This window comes from Streptomyces sp. NPDC029836, from assembly GCF_055574495.1.
Window position 1 is genome coordinate 1 of the sequence record NZ_JBVHZI010000001.1, and the last position, 18,974, is coordinate 18,974.

The 18,974-nt window shown below is 69.1% G+C and carries 18 protein-coding genes and 5 pseudogenes; 9 read left to right on the forward strand and 14 right to left on the reverse strand.

The annotated features are described in order from the left end of the window. Positions 1 to 713: 713 nt before the first annotated feature. From ACZ4XJ_RS00005 to ACZ4XJ_RS00015, 3 genes are all read right to left on the reverse strand, one after another. Positions 714 to 1,388 (reverse strand): LysE family translocator, encoded by a 675-nt coding sequence (locus tag ACZ4XJ_RS00005; RefSeq protein WP_468494714.1) that lies wholly within the window; start codon positions 1,386 to 1,388, stop codon positions 714 to 716. Positions 1,389 to 1,402: 14 nt separating this feature from the next. Next, positions 1,403 to 1,981, reverse strand: coding sequence for an aminotransferase class III-fold pyridoxal phosphate-dependent enzyme (locus ACZ4XJ_RS00010; protein WP_468495422.1), 579 nt, complete (start codon positions 1,979 to 1,981; stop codon positions 1,403 to 1,405). Positions 1,982 to 3,200: 1,219 nt separating this feature from the next. Beyond that, positions 3,201 to 3,659, reverse strand: a complete 459-nt coding sequence (locus tag ACZ4XJ_RS00015) for a hypothetical protein (protein ID WP_468494715.1) — start codon at positions 3,657 to 3,659, stop codon at positions 3,201 to 3,203. A gap of 582 nt (positions 3,660 to 4,241) precedes the next feature. On the opposite strand from ACZ4XJ_RS00015, the gene ACZ4XJ_RS00020 reads away from it, so the two are divergent. The 3 genes from ACZ4XJ_RS00020 to ACZ4XJ_RS00030 all read left to right on the forward strand — a co-directional run bounded on the left by ACZ4XJ_RS00020 (position 4,242) and on the right by ACZ4XJ_RS00030 (position 6,905). Then, on the forward strand, positions 4,242 to 4,607 hold the full coding sequence (locus tag ACZ4XJ_RS00020) for a hypothetical protein (protein ID WP_362877563.1): 366 nt from the start codon (positions 4,242 to 4,244) through the stop codon (positions 4,605 to 4,607). Between the two features lie 485 nt (positions 4,608 to 5,092). Then, the gene (locus ACZ4XJ_RS00025) at positions 5,093 to 6,253 is read left to right on the forward strand and encodes a globin domain-containing protein (protein ID WP_468494716.1); all 1,161 of its coding nucleotides are present in this window, start codon (positions 5,093 to 5,095) and stop codon (positions 6,251 to 6,253) included. Between the two features lie 94 nt (positions 6,254 to 6,347). After that, positions 6,348 to 6,905: a pyridoxamine 5'-phosphate oxidase family protein gene (locus tag ACZ4XJ_RS00030; protein ID WP_468495423.1), complete on the forward strand. Its 558-nt coding sequence runs from the start codon at positions 6,348 to 6,350 to the stop codon at positions 6,903 to 6,905. A gap of 258 nt (positions 6,906 to 7,163) precedes the next feature. Here the strand turns inward: ACZ4XJ_RS00030 and ACZ4XJ_RS00035 are convergent, their stop codons facing one another. After that, positions 7,164 to 8,102, reverse strand: a complete 939-nt coding sequence (locus ACZ4XJ_RS00035) for a hypothetical protein (protein ID WP_468494717.1) — start codon at positions 8,100 to 8,102, stop codon at positions 7,164 to 7,166. Between the two features lie 124 nt (positions 8,103 to 8,226). Continuing rightward, a pseudogene (locus ACZ4XJ_RS00040) lies at positions 8,227 to 8,373 on the reverse strand (NF041680 family putative transposase); the annotation flags it as partial. Between the two features lie 72 nt (positions 8,374 to 8,445). On the opposite strand from ACZ4XJ_RS00040, the pseudogene ACZ4XJ_RS00045 reads away from it, so the two are divergent. After that, positions 8,446 to 8,763 (forward strand): annotated as a pseudogene (locus ACZ4XJ_RS00045) (hypothetical protein); the annotation flags it as partial. Between the two features lie 118 nt (positions 8,764 to 8,881). Here the strand turns inward: ACZ4XJ_RS00045 and ACZ4XJ_RS00050 are convergent. Then, positions 8,882 to 9,682: a maleylpyruvate isomerase family mycothiol-dependent enzyme gene (locus ACZ4XJ_RS00050; protein ID WP_468494718.1), complete on the reverse strand. Its 801-nt coding sequence runs from the start codon at positions 9,680 to 9,682 to the stop codon at positions 8,882 to 8,884. A 760-nt stretch (positions 9,683 to 10,442) separates the two neighbouring features. Beyond that, positions 10,443 to 10,832, reverse strand: coding sequence for a hypothetical protein (locus ACZ4XJ_RS00055; RefSeq protein ID WP_468494719.1), 390 nt, complete (start codon positions 10,830 to 10,832; stop codon positions 10,443 to 10,445). 302 nt (positions 10,833 to 11,134) lie between these two features. Between ACZ4XJ_RS00055 and ACZ4XJ_RS00060 the strand changes: the two are divergent. Beyond that, a pseudogene (locus tag ACZ4XJ_RS00060) lies at positions 11,135 to 11,236 on the forward strand (transposase); the annotation flags it as partial. A 68-nt stretch (positions 11,237 to 11,304) separates the two neighbouring features. On the opposite strand, the gene ACZ4XJ_RS00065 reads toward ACZ4XJ_RS00060, so the two are convergent. Beyond that, positions 11,305 to 11,502 (reverse strand): type II toxin-antitoxin system prevent-host-death family antitoxin, encoded by a 198-nt coding sequence (locus ACZ4XJ_RS00065; protein ID WP_468494720.1) that lies wholly within the window; start codon positions 11,500 to 11,502, stop codon positions 11,305 to 11,307. A 210-nt stretch (positions 11,503 to 11,712) separates the two neighbouring features. Between ACZ4XJ_RS00065 and ACZ4XJ_RS00070 the strand changes: the two genes are divergently transcribed. After that, a complete protein-coding gene (locus ACZ4XJ_RS00070; protein ID WP_468495467.1) occupies positions 11,713 to 12,363 on the forward strand; it encodes a hypothetical protein in 651 nt (216 codons plus the stop codon). Between the two features lie 98 nt (positions 12,364 to 12,461). Here the strand turns inward: ACZ4XJ_RS00070 and ACZ4XJ_RS00075 are convergent. From ACZ4XJ_RS00075 to ACZ4XJ_RS00090, 4 genes and pseudogenes are all read right to left on the reverse strand, one after another. Further along, a pseudogene (locus ACZ4XJ_RS00075) lies at positions 12,462 to 12,692 on the reverse strand (transposase); the annotation flags it as partial. Positions 12,693 to 12,696: 4 nt separating this feature from the next. Beyond that, positions 12,697 to 12,891, reverse strand: coding sequence for a transposase (locus ACZ4XJ_RS00080; RefSeq protein WP_468495424.1), 195 nt, complete (start codon positions 12,889 to 12,891; stop codon positions 12,697 to 12,699). 66 nt (positions 12,892 to 12,957) lie between these two features. Further along, a pseudogene (locus tag ACZ4XJ_RS00085) lies at positions 12,958 to 13,089 on the reverse strand (IS110 family transposase); the annotation flags it as partial. Positions 13,090 to 13,235: 146 nt separating this feature from the next. After that, positions 13,236 to 14,237, reverse strand: a complete 1,002-nt coding sequence (locus ACZ4XJ_RS00090; protein ID WP_468494721.1) for an AraC-like ligand-binding domain-containing protein — start codon at positions 14,235 to 14,237, stop codon at positions 13,236 to 13,238. A gap of 527 nt (positions 14,238 to 14,764) precedes the next feature. Here ACZ4XJ_RS00090 and ACZ4XJ_RS00095 point away from each other — a divergent pair. From ACZ4XJ_RS00095 to ACZ4XJ_RS00105, 3 genes are read left to right on the forward strand one after another with little or no spacing between them, the layout of a single operon-like run. Further along, a complete protein-coding gene (locus ACZ4XJ_RS00095; RefSeq protein WP_468494722.1) occupies positions 14,765 to 15,109 on the forward strand; it encodes a DoxX family protein in 345 nt (114 codons plus the stop codon). A gap of 57 nt (positions 15,110 to 15,166) precedes the next feature. Next, entirely contained in the window at positions 15,167 to 16,426 is a 1,260-nt protein-coding gene (locus ACZ4XJ_RS00100) for an SGNH/GDSL hydrolase family protein (RefSeq protein WP_468494723.1), read from the forward strand. A gap of 49 nt (positions 16,427 to 16,475) precedes the next feature. Then, positions 16,476 to 17,243 (forward strand): class I SAM-dependent methyltransferase, encoded by a 768-nt coding sequence (locus ACZ4XJ_RS00105; RefSeq protein WP_468494724.1) that lies wholly within the window; start codon positions 16,476 to 16,478, stop codon positions 17,241 to 17,243. Positions 17,244 to 17,631: 388 nt separating this feature from the next. Here ACZ4XJ_RS00105 and ACZ4XJ_RS00110 read toward each other — a convergent pair whose 3' ends face one another. After that, positions 17,632 to 18,315: a DUF3995 domain-containing protein gene (locus ACZ4XJ_RS00110; protein WP_468494725.1), complete on the reverse strand. Its 684-nt coding sequence runs from the start codon at positions 18,313 to 18,315 to the stop codon at positions 17,632 to 17,634. Then, positions 18,312 to 18,755, reverse strand: a complete 444-nt coding sequence (locus ACZ4XJ_RS00115) for a hypothetical protein (RefSeq protein ID WP_468494726.1) — start codon at positions 18,753 to 18,755, stop codon at positions 18,312 to 18,314. Before ACZ4XJ_RS00115 ends, ACZ4XJ_RS00110 begins: the two co-directional genes overlap by 4 nt. Positions 18,756 to 18,974 lie beyond the last annotated feature (219 nt).

An 18,974-nucleotide genomic window follows, 5' to 3' on the forward strand; every position in this document is an offset into this window, starting at 1 on the left:
GTCCACCTGCGGCAACAAGGGCTCCATCCGCTCCCACGCCGCCTCCGTCAACTCACCTCGACCTGTCACAAGATCAATTATCAGACAGGCTCTAGGCGGCGATCTGCTGGAGTTCCGCCTTCGTCGCTCTGGCCTCCTGCGCGGCGAACAGACGACCCGCGTACTCGGGCGGGAGCTTTGATGACCAGGCCAGTGCGCTGCTCGGCCTCCATGCGCTCGACGAGTTCGGGGCGCGAATACTCGATCTGGCCCTTCACGTACCGCTCGACGGTGGGCTGGGAAGTGGTCAGCGGGGTGGCGACGGCTTTGGTAGAGCCCTTCGACGAGGTAGCGGATTTGGGCGCCGGCGGACTTGGAGATCGGCCGGTGACCGCGGCAGCCCGGTCCGGACCGTGCCCGACGACGCTCACCGTGCCAACCCCGTTGTACTCGTAAGCGGTCACGGCGCCCGGCGGCGATCTCGCTCTCGGTGGCACTCGATGGGGTGGCACGGGGCACGGCGGAACCGGCTTCGCCGTTGGCGGGTCTGCCATACGAAGGTAGGCAGAGGAACGGAAACGATCACCGCCCGTGTCCGCCGCATGCTTCCTGCCCCACCAGAGCGACGAGGCTGCCCACAGACGCGAGCAGGACCCGGCCGGAGTGATTACGGTCCCAGGCCGGGTCCTGCTCGCTTGGGGCAACCGTCGTGGCTTTCCCATCCGCGAGGGGGGTCAAGCGATTGCTGCGACGCCGATGCCGATGCCGATGAACAGCCATCCGGTCGTCAGTTCCCAGCGGTGACGGAATCTCGGTCGGGCGAGGAGCGCCCGTAGGTGCGTGGCGACGGCGACCAGGGCGAACCAGTAGACGATGCCGATAAGGACGTCCAAGGTGCCGAGGAAGAAGATCTGCCGGGTCATCGATCCGCCGCCGTTGACGAACTGCGGCAGGATGCTGATGAAGAACAGGGCCGCCTTGGGGTTGAGTACATTGGTGAGGAAGCCCTGGATGAAGCCGGACCGCCACCGGCCTCTGGTGGGTCCGGCCTCCGCGGGGTCCACCTGCGCCGGGCTGTTCTCGGGGCCGCCTGTCGCCTCTCGGCCGGCCGACCGCTCACGGGCGGCCCGCCGAGCTGCCAGCACGGCCCGTACCCCGAGGTAGACGAGGTAGGCCGCGCCGAGCAGCTTGATGGCGTCGTAGACCATAGGGGAGCGAGCGGCGATCAGCGACAGTCCGGTGGCGGCGGCGAGCATGTGCACACACAAGCCGGCCTGGGCGCCCAGCGCCGCGGCCCGGCCCTTTGAGGGGTGTTCGGCTGCTGACCGGAATACCACGAGGAAGTCCGGCCCCGGCACGAGGTACGCCGCCAGCACCACACCAAGGAACCCGACGAGATCAACCGACATTCGCTCTCCGTTCGTCAGCCCCGTGGCCGGTCCGCCAACGGGATTGGTTCGTCCATGGGCCGGTGCACCTGGGGCTGGGACGTCGGGTCCGATGTCAGGTCACGAAGGTCCGCACGGATCACCGGGGCGACCGCCCGGTCGATTAACTTGAGGCCCCGCTCCAGTTGTCCTGCCGCGGCTGTCAGTGGCGGCCGGAGCTTGACCACCTGGTCGTGGGCTCCGGCCGTTTCCAGCAGCAGACCGTTGCGGAAGGCGGCGTCACACACCTCGCGGGCCGTGCCTGGACGGATGAAGGGCAGACCCCGGGCCAGGCCGCACCCGCGAGGTGCGGGCAGCCCGTGCCGGCAGGCCTTCTCGGCGAAAGCGTGTCCCACCTGGCCGCCCAGCGCGGTGGTCCTTGCTTCCGGCGTTCTGTCGGACCAGCACAACTCCAGCGCCTGGGCGGCGGCGACGAACGCCGGCTTGTAGCCGCAGAAGGTGGCGCTGTGCTCCCCCGGCTCACACGCGTCGCACTCGAGGCGGAGCAGCGTCAGGGCCATGGGCATCGCGTACCCGCTGTTGGACTTGGCCAAGCAGACGATGTCGGGGAGGATCGCGGCCCGCTTGGAGGCCGGGCGATCGCCTGGTCGCGGTTGTCCGGAGGGTCATCGAAGGGCGTTTGGCATGGTGTGCGGCAGCGGGATGCCCGCCCCGGCGCGTTTCATCGGGTTGGAGGTGCGTTTCATCGGTTGGAGGTGACCGCCAGCGACCCGAGCGTCCTGCCCTGGAGGCCGCGTTCGAAGTAGGCGACGGCGTGTCACCCGGTGAATTTCCGGGCGAGCTTGAGCGCGGCCTTGACATTACTCGGCGCAACCAGGGGCACTCCCTTGGCCGACGACACCGGGGTCGCCAGTCGCCAGCGCGACGCCCTTGCCGCGCACAACTGGCACGAACCCGTGCCAGTTCTGCGGGCGGCCTGGTTCTCGTGACGCCAGAGGTCCATCACCAAGCACGTGCGTGGACGGATGATCTCTGCGGCCAGCAGCACCTCGCAGGGGTTGCCTCGATGCTCACCGTGTCGACGGCGGGTGGGGCAGCCACTTCGATGCGGGTGCCGTCCGCGCCGACGGCGAGCGTCACGACGGTTGATGTGGCCAAGGTCGTCTGCTGTCGGGCTCACCCAGAACGGCGTAGGTGTCGATCGGCTCGCGCTGCGCGGGCGAGGGTGGCGACGGCGAATCCGGGGTCGATGTCGAAGTGGAGACTGCTGTGGGAATCGGCCGTCAAGTGGTGGCGTGTGATCACGCAGCCTCCCCCGGCGTAAGGCCCGGGCGGCCGTAGGGCGGGCAACCTCGTCCGCTCCCGTTTGGCGGGCATCAATCTTGGTTCCGGCTCCGCCTGGCGAGCCCGGTGCGCAGCCCGGGCCACGGAATTTCTGGCCGGAGCAGGCGACGCCCGGAACGCAAAGGGCCCCTGTTCAACCGGAACCGTTCCGGCTGACCAGGGGCCCCGTAGTACCGGTCGGTCCTAGCTGCGGACTAGGGACGCGGGGTCGAACTCGATCGGGAACGGCTCGTCGATGCGTCCCACGGCGCCCGCGAGGAGTGGCGGCAGGTCTTCATACGAACTGGCTCGCAGGAACCCGATCAGGATCCGCGGCGCGGGCTCCAGCCCGATGCGCCGGCAGTACTCGATACCCGCCGCCGGTACAGCGCGGCTTGAGCTTGCGGTCTGTGACCGGGGTGGACGGTGAAGCGATCTCCGCCGGGCCGGCCGCCGGTACAGCGCGGCCGGCATCGGCGGCGCTCGGCCCCTACGGCCGGAGGCGACGGATCAGCCGCACCGGATCGGTCCGGTGTCGAGGTTGTATTTCACTCCTCCCCGGACCAGCGAGCCGCTCACCGAGATGCACTGCCCCGTCGAGTTGAACCAGGTGTACAGCGGTCCGGCGTAGTAGCGCAGGTTGGCCGGATGCTCCTTGGGCGGGTCGACGGAGTAGTCGCCGCCCTCGTCGAAGATCGCCACGGTGACGTGCGAGGCGAGGCCGTCGTAGGGACTGGACCAGAACTTCACGCAGTTCTTCTTGGTCGAACCGTTCCAGTAGGTGCGCGCGTAGCCGCCCCCGTCGCGCCCCGCCGGATTCTTGGCCCAGTACGTTTTGCCGTCCCAACTTCCGCTGCACTGCTCGGCGGCGGGGGCCGCCTGCGCTGTGGGGGAGGCAACAAGACCGAGCAGCAGCGCCATGACGCCGACGCTCAGCACCTGTGGTGTACGTAACCGCTTCTTCAGCATTCGCATCTCCTGCTGATCAGATGCCGTTGACCCGGTCTGCCCAGGCCGTGCCTATTACGCTCCGCTCCCCACGGACCGCACATCCGACGTTTCACGAAATCTCCACCGGATTCACCGCGAGGCCACCACCGGGACCAAGGTCGTCCGGTGCGAGCCCGAACGTCTTTGCGGGGTAGACGCGGTGGACAGGGTGCGGTTCGTGTCCGCGACGACGCGATGGCGGGCCCGGTGGGCGGGATGACTGGCTGACTCCGTGGGCCGGGAGAGACAGGGCCTTTCGGCCAGCTGGTCGGAGCCCATCGCGGCAGGCGTGGCGACGCATACATCACGCTCCGCGACTGTCCCCAAATTCGTGCCAGAACCGAGTTGCGGCGTCGTTTCGACACGATATTGAGAGTCGCACGCTCGCGCGAATAGCCGATGTCGCAAGAACGGGAGGCATCCCTTGCCCGTTCACCTGGCTGGCGGCGAGCTGTGGCCGACCGCGGACCTCCGGGTGAGGCTGGTGGGGTACGGGCGAAAGCCTTCCAGGGCCCGACCCGTACGCAGGGCCCAGAACTGCCGCCACCCACCCTCGCGGAGATGATGATGTCGCACGCCAACGAGGTCAGAATCCCCTTCCTCTTCTGCTCGTCGCCGCAGGCGCCCGGGATCCAGGGCGTCGACAGGGTCAAGATCCTCTGGGACGGGGAAGAGATCTGGCAGGGTGAAGCCGGGACCGGTGAGACCAATACGCCTGAGGTGACCAGACCCCTGCTGGGGTCGGGCACCCTCGCGCTGGCCGTGAGGCCGGCGGCGGAGGGCAGCGTGTGGGACGTCATCGGCTCGATGGTGCTGAGCGAGGCGGATCTGGGGGCAGGCATCCAGACCGCGCGATTCGTGAAGAGCGGCGCGGACTACGAGCTCTCCTACGAGGTGGCCATGGACGTCAGCGACGACCGACCCTGATCACAGGGCCGGACCATCGGCCACTCATCAGATCTCCTGAACAGCCGGCAGATGAAATCCCCTGGGCGGGGTACCGGTAGCACGCGGAATCAACCGTGCCGGTTGCCGCGGGCCGTTGCTACTTCTGAGTCACACCCATGATCGGGTAGCCTCCGGAACCGCTTGGTCCGCTCTCCGATGCCCCCCCCAACAGGAGGACTCATGCCTGCCCCCGTCGCCGCCACGACCGCCACCCTCCCAGAAGGCAGATCGGGCGAGGACGCCTCCCGCCGCAAGCTACGAGGCGGTGACCGCGCGTGCCACAGCGTCGGACGCCTGCGGCCGACTCACATATCGACGGGAGGAGCGCCGGTCTCTTGAAGTTCCGGATCGGACGCCCGACACACCCGTCCACACACCCGCCCGCCCGCGCACACGCACACGCACACGCACACCCGGGCCCGGAGGGCTCCGGCCCCCGCGCAGTTCCCGCCCAGGCCGGCGCCGTGGGCGAGTCGGCCGGCGCCGAGCCGCCACTCTCGGCCCACGAAATCGCCCTCATACGGGCTTCCGTCTCCGTCGTGGAGCCGTTCGCCGCGGACATGACGGTCTATTTCTATGCGATCCTCTTCGCCCGCTACCCCGAGGTCCGTCCCATGTTCCCGCCGGGAATGGACGCCCAGCGCGGGCGCCTGCTGCGCGCGCTGCTGCGCATCGTGGACTTGGTCGACGACCCGGAGCGCCTGGTCGGCTTCTGCGGCCACCTCGGTCGCGACCACCGCAAGTTCGGCACCCTCAGCGCGCACTTCCCGGCCGTGGGCGAATGCCTCCTCGCTGCTCTGGCCCGCTACGCCGGCCCGGCCTGGACCGCGGACATCGCCGCGGCCTGGACCAAGGCGTACGGGGTGGTCGCCGACGTCATGATCAGCGCTGCCGAGCAGGACGAGACGCAGCGGCCCGCGGTGTGGCCCGCCACGGTGGTGCACAAGGTCCTGCGCGGACACGGCATCGCCGAGGTGACCGTGCGGCCCCATATGCCGTACCCGTACGCGGCCGGGCAGTACGCCAGCCTCGAAACTCCCTGGTGGCCCAAGCAGTGGCGCTACTACTCGCCGGCCAACGCACCCCGCCGGGACGGCACCCTCACCTTCCACGTGCGCGCGGTGAGCGGCGGTTCGGTCAGCGACGCGCTCGTACACCGCTCTGCCGTCGGAGACGTGGTCCAACTCGGGGCACCCATGGGGGACATGGTGCTGGACGCCGCCGTCCACAGCGACCTGCTCTGCGTGGCGGGCGGCACCGGTCTCGCACCGATCCGCGCGATCGTCGAGGAAGTGGCCCGTCGCGGCGGACGGCACCAGGTCGATCTGTTCCTCGGAGCCCGTACCGGCGCCGAGCTGTACGGGGTCGACGACATGCTCCGGATGGCGCAGCAGCACCATTGGCTGTCCATCAGGGGCGCTGTGTCTCACGAGCACATCCCCGGCATCCGGGGATCCCTGCCGCAGGTTCTCGCCGAGTACGGCCCGTGGTACCAGCACGACGTCTTTCTCAGCGGGCCGGCCCCGATGGTGGTCTCCGCGAGCAAGACGCTCACGCAGCACGGCACTGCGCCCGACCGCATCCACCACGACCCCTTCGAGACCCCCGTCCTGTCCGCTTCCTGAGACACACCCGTGCCGAACCTGCCAGGAGAACGCCCCCGTGACTTTCCCACCGCCCGCTTTCGGATCAGCAGGTGAACACCGGCTGCAGCAGCACATGGGCAGCGCCGACCGCGCCGCACGGTTCTACGACCAGCAGGTGCGCTCCCGCCTCACGGCCGAGATGCAGGAGTTCATAGGCCGCCAGAGCATGGTCTTCCTGGCCACCGCGGACTCCCGCGGGGAATGCGACGCCAGTTTCCGGGCGGGTCCGCCCGGCTTCGTGCGCGTGCTGGACGAACACACCCTCGCCTATCCGGAGTTCCGGGGGAACGGCGTGCTCGCCAGCGCCGGCAACATGACGGAGAACCCGCACCTCGGCATGCTCTTCGTCGACTTCACGCACGACCACGTCGGCCTGCACGTCAACGGCGTCGCCCAGCTCCAGCTCGACGCCGAGCTTCGTTCGGTGCACCCCCGCCTGCCCCAGGACATCGCGCCGGGCCGCGCCCCCGAGATGTGGGTCCGCCTCACCGTCGAAGAGGCTTACATCCACTGCTCCAAGTACATACCGCACCTGGTGCCGGGCCCCCGCGCCGCCCACCCGGCCGACCGGCCGAAGGACGCGGACTACTTCACCGCGCGGGCAGCGAAGGAGTCACGCCCTACCCGGTGAGCCGCGTGAACCCCTCGACGCCCATGGCACCGGGCGGGCCCCGGGCGGCCGGGGCGGGGCGGGGCCGGGCGGCACCGGCCGGAGGGCGCCGGGCGGGGCCGGTCCCGGCCACCGCGCCGGCACCGCGCCCGCTCGATCACGCCCGCCCCAAAGCCCAGGCACCCGGCCCGGTTCACCCGGTTACTGCACAGTTGCGCGGTCCTCCTCGTACTCACCGGTCACCCCGGACCCGTCGAAGATGTGGGCGACAGCGGAGAGTCAGTACCCTCCAAAGCCTCCTGTCCCGCTGGTGCCGGTGCCCCCGATCTCACGGCTGGATGAGCTGCGGCCCGACGGGGGCAACGTGAAGGTCCGGTAGTCCTCGTAGAACAGTTCCCGCCACCAAGTCTCGAAGCTCACGCTTCCGAGCTCGCGCTCCGTCTGGGTGATCGCCGTTCTGTCCCACTGCAGTTGGACCGGCTTCAGATCGTTGAGTGCCTGGCGCAGACCCGGCAGGTCGACGGGCGGATTCATCTGCGGCGAAGTCGGTGCGATGCCGTCCCCGGCGGGTACGTCGTGCCGGAAGACGTACGCGGTCGGTCGGCCGTTGGTTGCCATCGACCAGCCCCAGACGAGCCGTTCGGCGAGCGCGGCCTTACGGCGATGAGCCTGCCGTGCACGTTCCCCTGCTTTTTCCTTCTCGATCCACATCGCTCCCGCGATCTCTTGCCGGATCGGCTTGTAGGCCTCCCCGGCCTCCTGCATGACACGCTCGTAGCGCTGCCGGGCCTTCTGCCAGTTGCGTAAGGCGAGGGGTGCGGCGAAGCGCCTCCACCGCGGGACGGACCTGGCGCGATGGTTGGCCGCAACCAGCTCGGCGCTGACGCCGTCCACGGCGGTGGCATAGGCGACGGCAGCTTCGACCCAGCGACGGCAGGCTTGCGCCGTGCACGGTACGAGACAGCTGTCTCCGTCGGTGTCGACCAGGAGGGGGCGGCCCGTCGTGCTGAACCGAAACCCTCGGGGTGCGTCATTCGGCCGGGGGGTCCGAACCGGAAAGAAGCGATCCGGGTTTGTCCGCCATCCACCCAGCAGCCATGGAGGCCGGTATTCCGAAACGTAAACCTTGCCGTCCTCGGGTTCGACCAGTTCGGCGCCGTCCTGCAAGGACAGCAACGTCCTGTCCACCACAAGGTACGGCAGTTCTAAGCGACTCATCGGCTCTCCCCCGTGTGCCTGGACCCTCATGATGCTGTCCTGCCCACCCGCCGGACAATGCCGCCGCTCGGTGGTCATCTCAGGCCGGCGCCAGGAGCAGATCAACTTCCGCGCGCCGGGAAGGCCGACCGCGGTTGAGTGCTCCGTACAGGGCCCCGTGCCCGCGCCGATGCTCGGGCGCCGGCGCCAGGTCCACCAGCGTCCTCACCCGTCCGTCGCTGCACAGCGCCACATCCGTCAGCTCGAACAGCGCGTCGCAGCGCCCGATCAGGCAGTCGTAGAAAACCCCTCGGCATACGCCGTCGTCGGCCCCGCCGCCTCCGAGGGTCTGCCGGCACCCGGTGTGCAACCGGCGCGGCCCGAACCGACGGAGGCGGCGAAACCGAAAACAGTGGTGCCGGTGTGGTGCGCGGGGCTGGCCTGGTCGGCGCTGTCGGTGGACAACCAGCGCATCCTGCAAGCCCTCAGCGACCGTAACCGACTCGGTCAAGGAGCTTTGACGTGCCAGGAGATGGCCGCCTGCATCGGCCTGGACCCCGTACCGGAAAAGGTGGAGGCACTGCGATCGAAGACCAAGCGGCTGACGGCGCGCGGCTGGCTGATCGAGCCGACACCTGGCCGATCCACGCTCGCGAAGGACGTGGCCGGGCAACGCGGCGGGCGGCTTGGTGACGCCCCGAGGCCGCCTCGCGGGTTTGAGCCCGGTGCCGCGACTGACGAACCTGGCGAAGAGTCGTGTCCTACCGGCTCGAGGCGCGGCCAACCGCCCCCGCTACGTCCTACTTCTCCTCCGGCTCCCAGGAGCGGAGCAGGTCGAGCAGCCCTGCGTCTCCGTCAACGTGCAAGGAGTCGGCCTGGATCCGGTCGTACAGGTAGAGGACCAGCTCACTGGCCGTGCCGTGGACGGCGGCGCCGGCTGCGTCCGAGTCCTCGCCGGTCGCGTCAGTGGGCGCGGGGATGCGGGTGGAGCGTGCGCCGTCGCCGTCGACGGTGAGGCGCCATGAGCGGCCCTCGGCGGCGTGGAAGTCGAAGGCCGTGGGCTTGTGCGGCCAGGCACTCGGCGTTGCGCAGACGGTGTACAGGAACTCCTCCACACCGTCGAGCGCCAGCTCGACCGGCAGCGGCTGCGGGGAGCCCCCGGCGAGCTGGGCGTCGTAGGTGTGCACCGCGGTCTCCTGGACCCGGTGCCGGGCGGTGCCGCCGGCGGTCTGCGGTGACTGCGACGCGGGCCACCACGTCCAGCACCCGCTCTCCGGGCCCGCCGCGCGCAGGGCGCCCAGCAGAAGCTGCGTCGACGCGTCCAGCCAGGCCAGCAGGGCCTCACGCTCCTGCGGCACTTCCAGCGCGGCGCGCGCGGCGACGGCCTCGGCCGGGGGAGCGTCGGCAGACCCCGCGCCGACGATGGCGGCCCAGAAACGGTCTCCCCCACCCAGGTGCTTCACCAGATCGAACAGCGTCCACCCGGGGCAGCTCGGCACCTGCGCGTCGAGACCGGGAGCGGCGGCGACCACGGCGCGGAAGGCGGTCGACCGTTCATCGATCAGTCGCAACAGGTCAGGGAACTCAAGATTCTTCTCCACGCCGGATGTCTATCACCGTACTTCGGTGATCGGACAGCGATTTTCACAGTCGCCGCCGGTTGGCCATTGCGGACGTCCTCGCCTCCCACCGCTCCGGTGACAAGCTGCGCACTGCTGCGAGGACGCTGGTGGTGGCGGTACGCCAGGCGTCATGCCTGTGGGTGCTCTGGCCTCGCCCCTGCGGCCGGGCACCTCGGCGACGTGACGTCCACCCGGTGCGCGCGGTCGCTGCCGCTCGATGTGATGGACGCGGAGGTCACGACGCCGGGTGAGGACCGGTCGGCTCGGGAGTTCAGGTGACTCCCGTTCGACCAGCACTCCTCAGCTTCGGAGCAACAACAGCCACTCAGTACTGCAACGGTGTTTGCCGTGAGGGTTTGTTGGCCTCTGGTGGGGTGTGACCGCGTCGTTCGTAGTGGCTGATGCGGGCTTGGAACTGTCGTCGCCGTCGCCAGTGTGACCAGTGCAGGACGCGCTCTGGAAGCATTCCTCGACCGACCGGCAGCAGTCGATCGGCGAGCTGGACCGCGCGCTCACCACGGCAACTGAAGGCCGACCGCTACCCGGCTGCTCCACCGACCCCAGCCGCACCGAGGACATCAGGTGGCGCCAGGCCCGCACCACGCTGCTCGAGGCCGTCGCACGCCACCGCCACGCTCCCCTGCTCGCCGCCATCGTCGAGCTCGGCGGTGAGCTGGAGAGCTCCCAGCTACCCCTAACGGGCGCTTCAGGGGCGCGGTCATGCCAGAAGGCTGCGCGGTCAGCGCCGGCCACCGCCGATGCGGCGGTCGTCGGCCAGTGCGGTCAGCGGGCCGAACTCGCGGGCAAGCTCGTTCCACGTCAGAACCTCGCCGCAGCGGGCCGGGAACTCCTTCGGGTTGAACTCGGGCATGGTCCAGGTGCCAGTGCCCCTGTCCCGCAGCCACAGGTCCCCGTCACCGTCGACCACAGTCGGCGGGACCGGTACGGGCTCGGCCTGATCGGTGGGCTCCCAGGTGACCCGGCCCGGGTGGGAAGCGCGGCGCAGCTCGGTGGTGGCCAGCCGCGCGGCCAAGTCCCGGGTGGACTCTTCGGCGTCCTTGACCGACGCGAGTCGGAATGCGTCGTCAAGTACGGGCAGGGCTGGATTCTTGCTGCGCTTCGAACTCATACGCTGACTACCTCCGGTGGGGGGCGTCACATCCGTTGTGGCACCCGTAGAGGAACACCGTATCCGAGGCGTGAGCCGAGCCGGCTACGACCACTGTCCAGGTGGAGGCGCTGGCACACCGGGCGGTGGGGCTAGGGCGTGTTTTAGAACTGGGGTCCGTGTCTCACCTCATTCCGTGAGGATCTCGGTGTGGGGCGAGGAGATCTTTCAGATGGGCAATGGGTGGTGCTGGGTCCGTGGTTGCCGGTCGCAGTGTTGAGCAGGCCGTCGGTGTGCCGTCGGCGGTTGATCGACGGTTCCGCTGGCGGGTGCGGACCGGGGCGCCGTGGCGGGATCTGCCGATGGAGCACGGTCCGTGGCAGACGGTCTATAGGTTCTTCCGTCGCTGGCAGCGCGGTGGTGTCGGGTCGGCGGTGTCGACCGGGCCGCAGGCCCGGGCGGCCGCCAGGCCGAACCCGACGGTCCGGCCCTTTCAGGGGGCGCTCTGGTCGACCGCGGGGGTCGACGGACGCTGTGCCACGTACTGCTCGAACCACTCGGCCGGCACGAGGTAGGCCAAGGTCTTCCCCTTGCGGGTGATCGCGGCGGGCTCCCCCGCGATCCGGGTGCGATCGAGGATCTCACCCATCCGCTTGCGAAGCTCGATCGTCGAGTAGGTTTTCGGCTCCATCCCTCCAACCTACCCCAACTATCATAGTTGCGATAGTTCGTCTGCGCGCACGCGAACTCCCTGCCGGGCATATCGCGAACGGCACCATCGAACATCCCTGCGGGCACGGGGTCGCACGAACCAGGTCCAGCGCGTCGTCATGGGCGGCGCACCCCCTAGGCTGTGCGCCGGTCGGCCCCGGGCGCGGGGTCCCAGAGGTCGGGGAACAGGATGTCCGTAGAACGTCACATAGCGGAAATGCTCCAGCAGATCGCGCGTCAGCAGGACATCGTCGAGATCGCCCCCCAGGGCTCCGCGCCGAAGGCGGCCGCCCTGGCGCACGTGGCGGAGCAGTACGGCTACACGTACGGCACGGCGCACAGGACCGGGTTCAAGAACTCGCTCGTCCAGGTCCGGATGTACCGGGACCCGCAGCCCGACGCGCGCGTCCGCGAGGCGGCCACCATCACCTCCCATCCGCAGGCGGGCAACGGCGGAACAGTGCCGGGGCTGCAGCAGGGCTCGCTGAAGCCGCTCCCCGAAGCGGTCGGTTCCGTGGCCGTGCTGAAAGACCTCGTCACCTTCGACGTCATGGCCCTGTACGTCGCCGACCGGCGCCAGAAGGTGATGGTCTACCTCGCCTGCGCGCTCCTGGCCGTCCTCATGCTCATCGACAGGTCGCCGGTCGAAGCGGTCGCCTCCGGCGGGGCGGCCGCGCTGCTCTGCACAGTGGCGTTCGAGGTGGGCACGATCCGCCGTGGCAAGATCACACGGCGGCTGACGGACGCCGGGTTCCTCGCGGTGCGCGACGAACAGGGCGGCCGGCGGTTCCTGCGTCCGGGGCAGCAGTTGCCCGGCCACACCAACCCATTCGCCGCCTGAAGCCCTGGCCGGCGAGCGCAGGCAGGACTGCGACACCGCCGGGCAGCGCCCTTCGCGGCGGCCTGGTCCGCGACGCTGGTGCGGTGCCGGCGGCGCAGACGAACACCCGCGAGCTCGATGGTCCGCATGATCCTGGCGACGCGCTTGTGGTTGACCGCCGGGCCGCCCTCGTTGCGGAGTTCCGCGGAGTTCCGCGGTGATCCTGGGGGCTCCGTAGGTGCCGTCGGGTCCTGGTGGACCTTGCGTATCGGGGCCGCTTTGCGGAGGGTGTTCCGTTCTTCCTCGCGCTCGCGGATCCTCTTGCGGGTGGTGGCCGGCTCCGCCTCCACGTTGTCACCGCCCGGACCGCGAGGTGGCCGGCGGCTCGGAGCGGGCGTCGGGTCGGCGGCCGTCGGCGGCTCGGATCCAGTTCCGCAGCGTCTTGGTGTTCACCCGGAGATCACCGGCGACCGACTTGATCGTCGCTCCCGGCCTCAAGCGGTACAACGCGACCGCGTCCGCCTTGAACTCGGCGGGATGATGCCTCATCCCGCCGAGACTCCGTTCTCCTGGACCATCGAGATCCGAGTGTCTCCGGTGTCCAAAGCCCAGGGTCAAGGCCCCCTCAGCGTAGGGCAGCCGTTTGTCGAAGGCCTTCTTCCCGGCCGGGGTGACGGCGGTGGCGCGGTGTTCGCCCTTGCCGACGTCCAGGCCGAGGAAGGCGCCGACGCCGCTGATGTCGATCAGGTGCGTCCTCCGGTCGTCCTCGTCGCCCTGCCGTCCCACGGCACCCATCGCCCCATCCACATGGCGAAGAACCTCCCGACCTGTTTCTCACCCATGGACCGAACGGCAGTCGGGCGATCACTGATGCGACGTGGTCCAAGCCCGGGTCAGTGCCGCCCTTGCTGGGTGGTATCTGTTTGGCGGTGCTGTCGCGCGTGGGCACGGTACTCGGAGGGGGTGGTGTCGTAGGTGTCGCGGAAGCTGCGGCTGAAGGTGGCGGCGTTGGTGAAGCCCCAGCGGGCTGCGATCATCTGAACGGTTCGGTGGTCCATGTCGGGGCTAGCGAGGTCGTTGCGGCAGCGATCAAGGCGCCGGCGCCGGATCACCCTTGCGATGCTGTCGGGCTCCCCGTCGAAGAGTGTGTAGAGCGTGCGCAGAGAGATGTTGTGTCGTTCGGCGATCGTGCGGGGCGAGAGGTCGTGGTCACCGAGGTTGTGTTCGATGAAATGCAGGATCCGCTGCAGCATCAGCTGGGATCGCGCTTCGACCGGCGCCTCGCCCAGCGAATGCAGGTGCTGTGCGAGGCACGCGGTGACCAGGTCGACCGTGGCGGACCCCATGGAGAGCAATGCCTCCGTTCCGCAGTGCGCTGCTTGAGCGTGGAGGGTGCGCAGGAACGCCGCGAGAATGGCGGTCGCTCCGTTTCGGGCAGGGAGGCGATGCACCAGGAGCGGTTCGAGTCGGCGAGGGTGCAGCGGCAGGGTGGTCCGTGGTATCTGCAGCGTCAGGGCGTGGATTGGGCCGCCCGCGGACAGGCACTCGGTCAGCATGGGGCTGGAGGTGTCGGTCAGTACGAAGTCGCCCGCCACCAGTGTTTCGCGACCGCCCTGGGAGACCCGGAAGTTGCCCTGGGTCACGAGTACGAGTTGGTAGCCCTCGGGATCACCCTGTCGGATGTGCCTCGCGGATCTCCATGCCCGCATGGGGGAGAATTCGAACGCCGACAACGCGACAGGGCCAAGTGGCATGTCCTGAATGTCTGCGTGGAAGTCGTCCCTTCGGTCACTGCTCAGCGACAGGGGCATGACCTCGTTGGAGACGGTTTCGAGGAACCATTCGAATCTGTCTGCTGGGGGTGCGACAGAAGTCGCCGCCCTTGCCCCACCCACAAGTCCCCCACTGCGTACGTGTCATGCCACAGAAGCAGTTGATCCGATTACCTCATGATCCAATCTGGCGCTTTGAAACTCAAGTGGGCTCTTGCACGTCGCTGATGGCGGCGCCCGTCCAGTGGGTTGAGGGTGCCCGTGACCGTCGGGCCGAAGGGTTGCCGGGAGCATTGAAGTGACGGCGGGATGGGCGGTCGGTCGACACGCCGTTGGAGGAGCCGCCGGCGGTGCACCTCGCGGCGCCCAAGGGGTCTGCCCGTCGGGAAGCACCCGATACGGACCGATGCCGGATCCATGGGCCGGAGTCAAGCCGGCTGCACAGAATGCGAAGGCGCTCCGCACCGTATGCACACTGCGCCCGCTGCCCCACGATGTCTAATCAAGCCGTCGAAGCAACGTGTCGGCACCGTGGGGATGAGCAGGCATGCCCCCTGGACGGCACTCGCCCGGTGATACACCCCGCTCTCGGCCTGCACTCTCACACACCCACCACACGTCTCGCACCCAGCTGACTTTGGAGCATCCGCATGTCCATCACCGATGTCGTCACCATTCTGACCGCTCTTTGGGTCGGCTTCTCCGGCTTGTCCTTGATGCGCAGAGCCCCATTCGTCGTGGAGCCGCTCGTCCAGTACGAGGTGCCCCGATCCTGGTGGACCCCTCTTGCCCTGGCCAAGCTCGCCGGCTCGGCCGGCCTGCTGATCGGGTTGGCCATACCGGTGGTCGGGTTGCTCGCCGGGGCGGGCCTGGCCCTCTACTTCCTCGGCGCTGTCATCACCGTGCTGCGGGCCCGTTCGTACAAGACGGTCGCCTTCCCCCTGCTCTACCTGGCTCCGGTCACGGCCACTCTCGCCCTGGGTCTCACTGCCTAACACCCGCGCGACGCGGCTCGGGCCGCCCCCTGTCGACCACATACGAAAGAGCACACGATGCGCGCCTTCTCCCGCCTGCCTCTGGCCGTCGCTGCCTTGGCTACTCTGCTGATCGCCGCCCCGGCGTCCGCGCACACGCCCACTGCCTCCCCGCGAGCGCACCAGTGGATCGCCGGCTGGAGCACGGCCGTCCAACGCCCCTCCCAGAGCTGGTACCCGACCTGGGCGGAGGCCGGCTTTGACAACCAGTCCGTACGTCAGACCGTGAGGGTGGGCACCGACGGTTCCGACCTGCGCATACGCCTGTCCCACGCGTTCGGGGCGACCCCGCTGCGACTGACCGGTGCGACAGTCGGTATCTCCGCCGAGGGCGCCGCTGTCCGCCCCGGGACCCTCCGCACCCTGACCTTCGACGGATCCGCCTCCCCTTCGATCCGGCCCGGAGCGCGGCCGGCCAGCGACCCGGTACGGCTGCCGGTGAAGGCGGGTGACCGGCTCAGCATCACCCTGTTCTTCAACGGTCCCTCGGGCCCTGCCACCTTCCACAACGTGGCGATGGAGACCGCGTACCGGGCCGACGGCGACCGCCGCGCAGACGTCAGCGGGGACGCCTTCACGCAGCAAAGCTCGTCCTGGTACTTCCTCGAGGGCGTCGACGTCGCCGCGAAACCGGCGGGAGGTCGGCGGGACGCGATCGTCGCCTTCGGCGACTCCCTCACCGACGGCGCGGCCTCTACACCCGGTGCCGACAACCGCTATCCCGACCAGCTCTCCCGCCGCCTGTCGGCCGAGGGACGTTCTCGCCCGGTCCTCAACGCCGGCATCGGCGGCAACCGGGTGCTGAGCGACTCGGCGTGCTTCGGCGAGAAGGCCACGACCCGATTCCAGCACGATGTCCTCGAGCAGACCCGAGTGGGTACCGTGATCGTGCTGGAGGGAACCAACGACATCCTCATGGGTGAAACCGCCGCGAACGCCTGTACCACCACGAACAGGCATGTGACTGCCGCCGAGCTGATCGAGGGTCACCGCGCGCTGATCCGCGCTGCCCACGCCCGGGGGATTTCCGTCATCGGCGCGACGCTTCCGCCCGGCAAGGGCCTGGAGAGCGGAACTCCCGCCGGGACCCGCGCCGCACTCAACCAGTGGATCCGCACCAGCGGTGCGTACGAAGCAGTCGTGGACTTCGACCGCGTCCTCGCCGATCCGCTGAACCCCGAACAGCTGCTCCCCGCCTACGCCAGCAAGGACGGACTCCACCCCAACGACGCCGGCTACAAAGCGATGGCCGATGCCGTGAACCTGGACTCCCTGTAGCTCCTTGCACCGAGCCGCCGCGGACCACCGACCAAAGGACGTCATCCCCGTGACCACCGTCTCCGAGCACTACGACCGGATGCTCGCCGCGCACTACACCTGGATGCTCGGCAGCGACATTCACGCGGTCGCCCGCGACCAGGCCGAACTTTTTCGGGGGCTGGGAGTAGGGCCCGAGACGGTCGGGGACGCAGCCATCGACCTCGGGTCCGGGCCCGGCCCACAGACCCTGGCTCTGGCACACCTGGGCTTCTCCACCGTCACCGCAGTGGACCTCAGCCAGGTCCTGCTCGACGAACTCGTTGGGCATGCCGATACCGCCGGCTTCGCGGGCACCGTACGCACCGTGCGCGCGAACCTCCTGGATGCCCTCCCCCACGTGGCCGGACCGGACACCGCCGCCGCGATCGTATGCATGGGCGACACTTTGACCCACCTGCCCAGCCGTGCCGACGTCCGCTCCCTCCTGGACAGCGTGGCGTGTGTCCTACGTCCCGGTGGACACATCGTGGTGACCTTTCGCGACCTCACCGGGGAGCTCCGCGGCGATGATCGGTTCTTCCCCGTACGTTCCACCGAGGACCAACTACTCACCTGCTTCCTGGAGTGCGTGGACGACGACACGGTCATGGTCCACGACCTGCTCCACACCCGCTCGGAGGGAAAGTGGCTTCTCCAGGTCGGCAGCTACCCCAAACTGCGGCTGGCCTCGGACTGGGTGAGCGGTGAAGCCCGGCGCGCCGGGCTGCAGGTCCAGCACGCTGCCGCGGGCCCCCGAGGCATGCGGGTTCTCCACGCGATCAAACCGAATCGGTGAAGCATGGGGCCTCCGTGGGCTCCCGTGCCGGGGTCGTGCCACGTTGCAGGTACCGATGACGTTCGGTCGGCGAGGCCGTCGCCGCGTGGTGAGCAGGTTGCTCCCTGGCGACGGCTACGTCTTGCGGGGCAGAAGACATACTCCTCATGGAGATGACGACGGAGAGGACCGCACATACCAGCAGGGCCGGCTACTTCGCGGCCTTGCCCGACCGTCCTCGGCGTGTTCCTGTTCATCCCGGCGGCCCTGTTGCTGTTCATCACGTCCTTCGCCAACGACGGCGTCCGCCCTGGCACATGGCTGGTGATGATCACCCCGATCGCGGCCGTGGCAGCGGTGGCCGCGTTCTTTCTCCAGCCTCCGAACCCGGAGGGCGGGCCTCCACCCTCTACAGCGCGACGCTCGACTCCCCCGATCGAGCCCACGATCGAGACGTCAATCGGGGCAAGGAGCGCCTTCGAGGGTTCGGCGCCACGTCGATCCCGGTCGGTGAGTATCCGGTCGGTCGACTTGCGCTCGGCCGGTTCAGGGGGGCTTGTCGGCGCGGTGTGGCCCAGGCGGTCGCGCCCCACAGCAGGCCCCAGATCAGGAAGTAGGGCGACCACAGCAGCAGATCCACGCGGGAGAGATGGAGCGCGATCTCGGTGTTGGGTGGCCCCACCCGCTGAACGCCCGACAGCACAAGGGCGTCGCCCACGACGCCGAAACCGAACGCCCCGCACGCTCGCAGGACCATCAGGACGCTGGTGAACCACATCGGCACGGTCAAGAGCCGACGTGGCAGCACGCGTCCCCAGGGCCGCACGGTGGCGAGCGCCGCCAAGGCGCCAAGGACGACCAGGCCGACCGATATCCAGTGACCGACGATCGCGGCGGGGCTCTGCGCGACGAGCTCCTCCCGGGCCGAACGCGGCAGAGGGGCACTGGAGGTGAGCGCCGTGCCGCCCAGCGCCCAGTGGAGTTTGAGGGTTCCGTAGCCGGCGAAGGTCCAGGCGCAGGTCGCGTAGGCAGCCCACCGCCGCACCGACACAGCACGAGGCGTCATGGGCCTGGTGTCCACCACCTCCTTCATACCGTGTCCCGCGCCGTGTTCGCCGCTGCTGTGGCGGTCTGTCCCAGGCCGCGAGTGAAGATCCAGGCCATGGCCAGCCAGAGGCAGAGGCCGACGGCGCCCTGAATCGCGGCCCACGGCGACCATCCACCGGGGCCGGAGGGCAAGAGGACTTCCCGGATCACGTGGATGTGACTGACCGCTGCCAACGCGCCCGTTGCCCACAGCGCGGTGATGAGCAGCGGGCGCGGTATCAGGCCGCCCCACGGCCGTACGGCGGCGAGCGCGATGGTGGCGGAGAGCAGGCCGAGTAGGGCCAGCGTCCACTGCGTGAGGGCGACATCGGATGTGTTGGCGTACTGCGAGGCGGGCACCAGCGGTCCGCCGGGAATGCCCAGACGTCCCTGGGTCGCGTAGTAGCCCTTCTGAACCACGTAGATCAGTTGGCTGAGAACGGACAAGTACGCGGGCCAAGCCCATGCGAGGACCACCGCGGTCGGGCGTCGCGCCGGCCGCCACCGCCGAGCGATCTCTCTCGCCTTGGCGTTCATGAGCCCGGCACCTGGCGCAGGTCAGGAGAGTTCGTCATGCGTTCATGATCACGCCGACATCCTTGTCCGGTCTTCACACCCTGGAATGATCCGCCTCCCCCGGGCGGGGGAGAAAAGCTGCAACAGGAC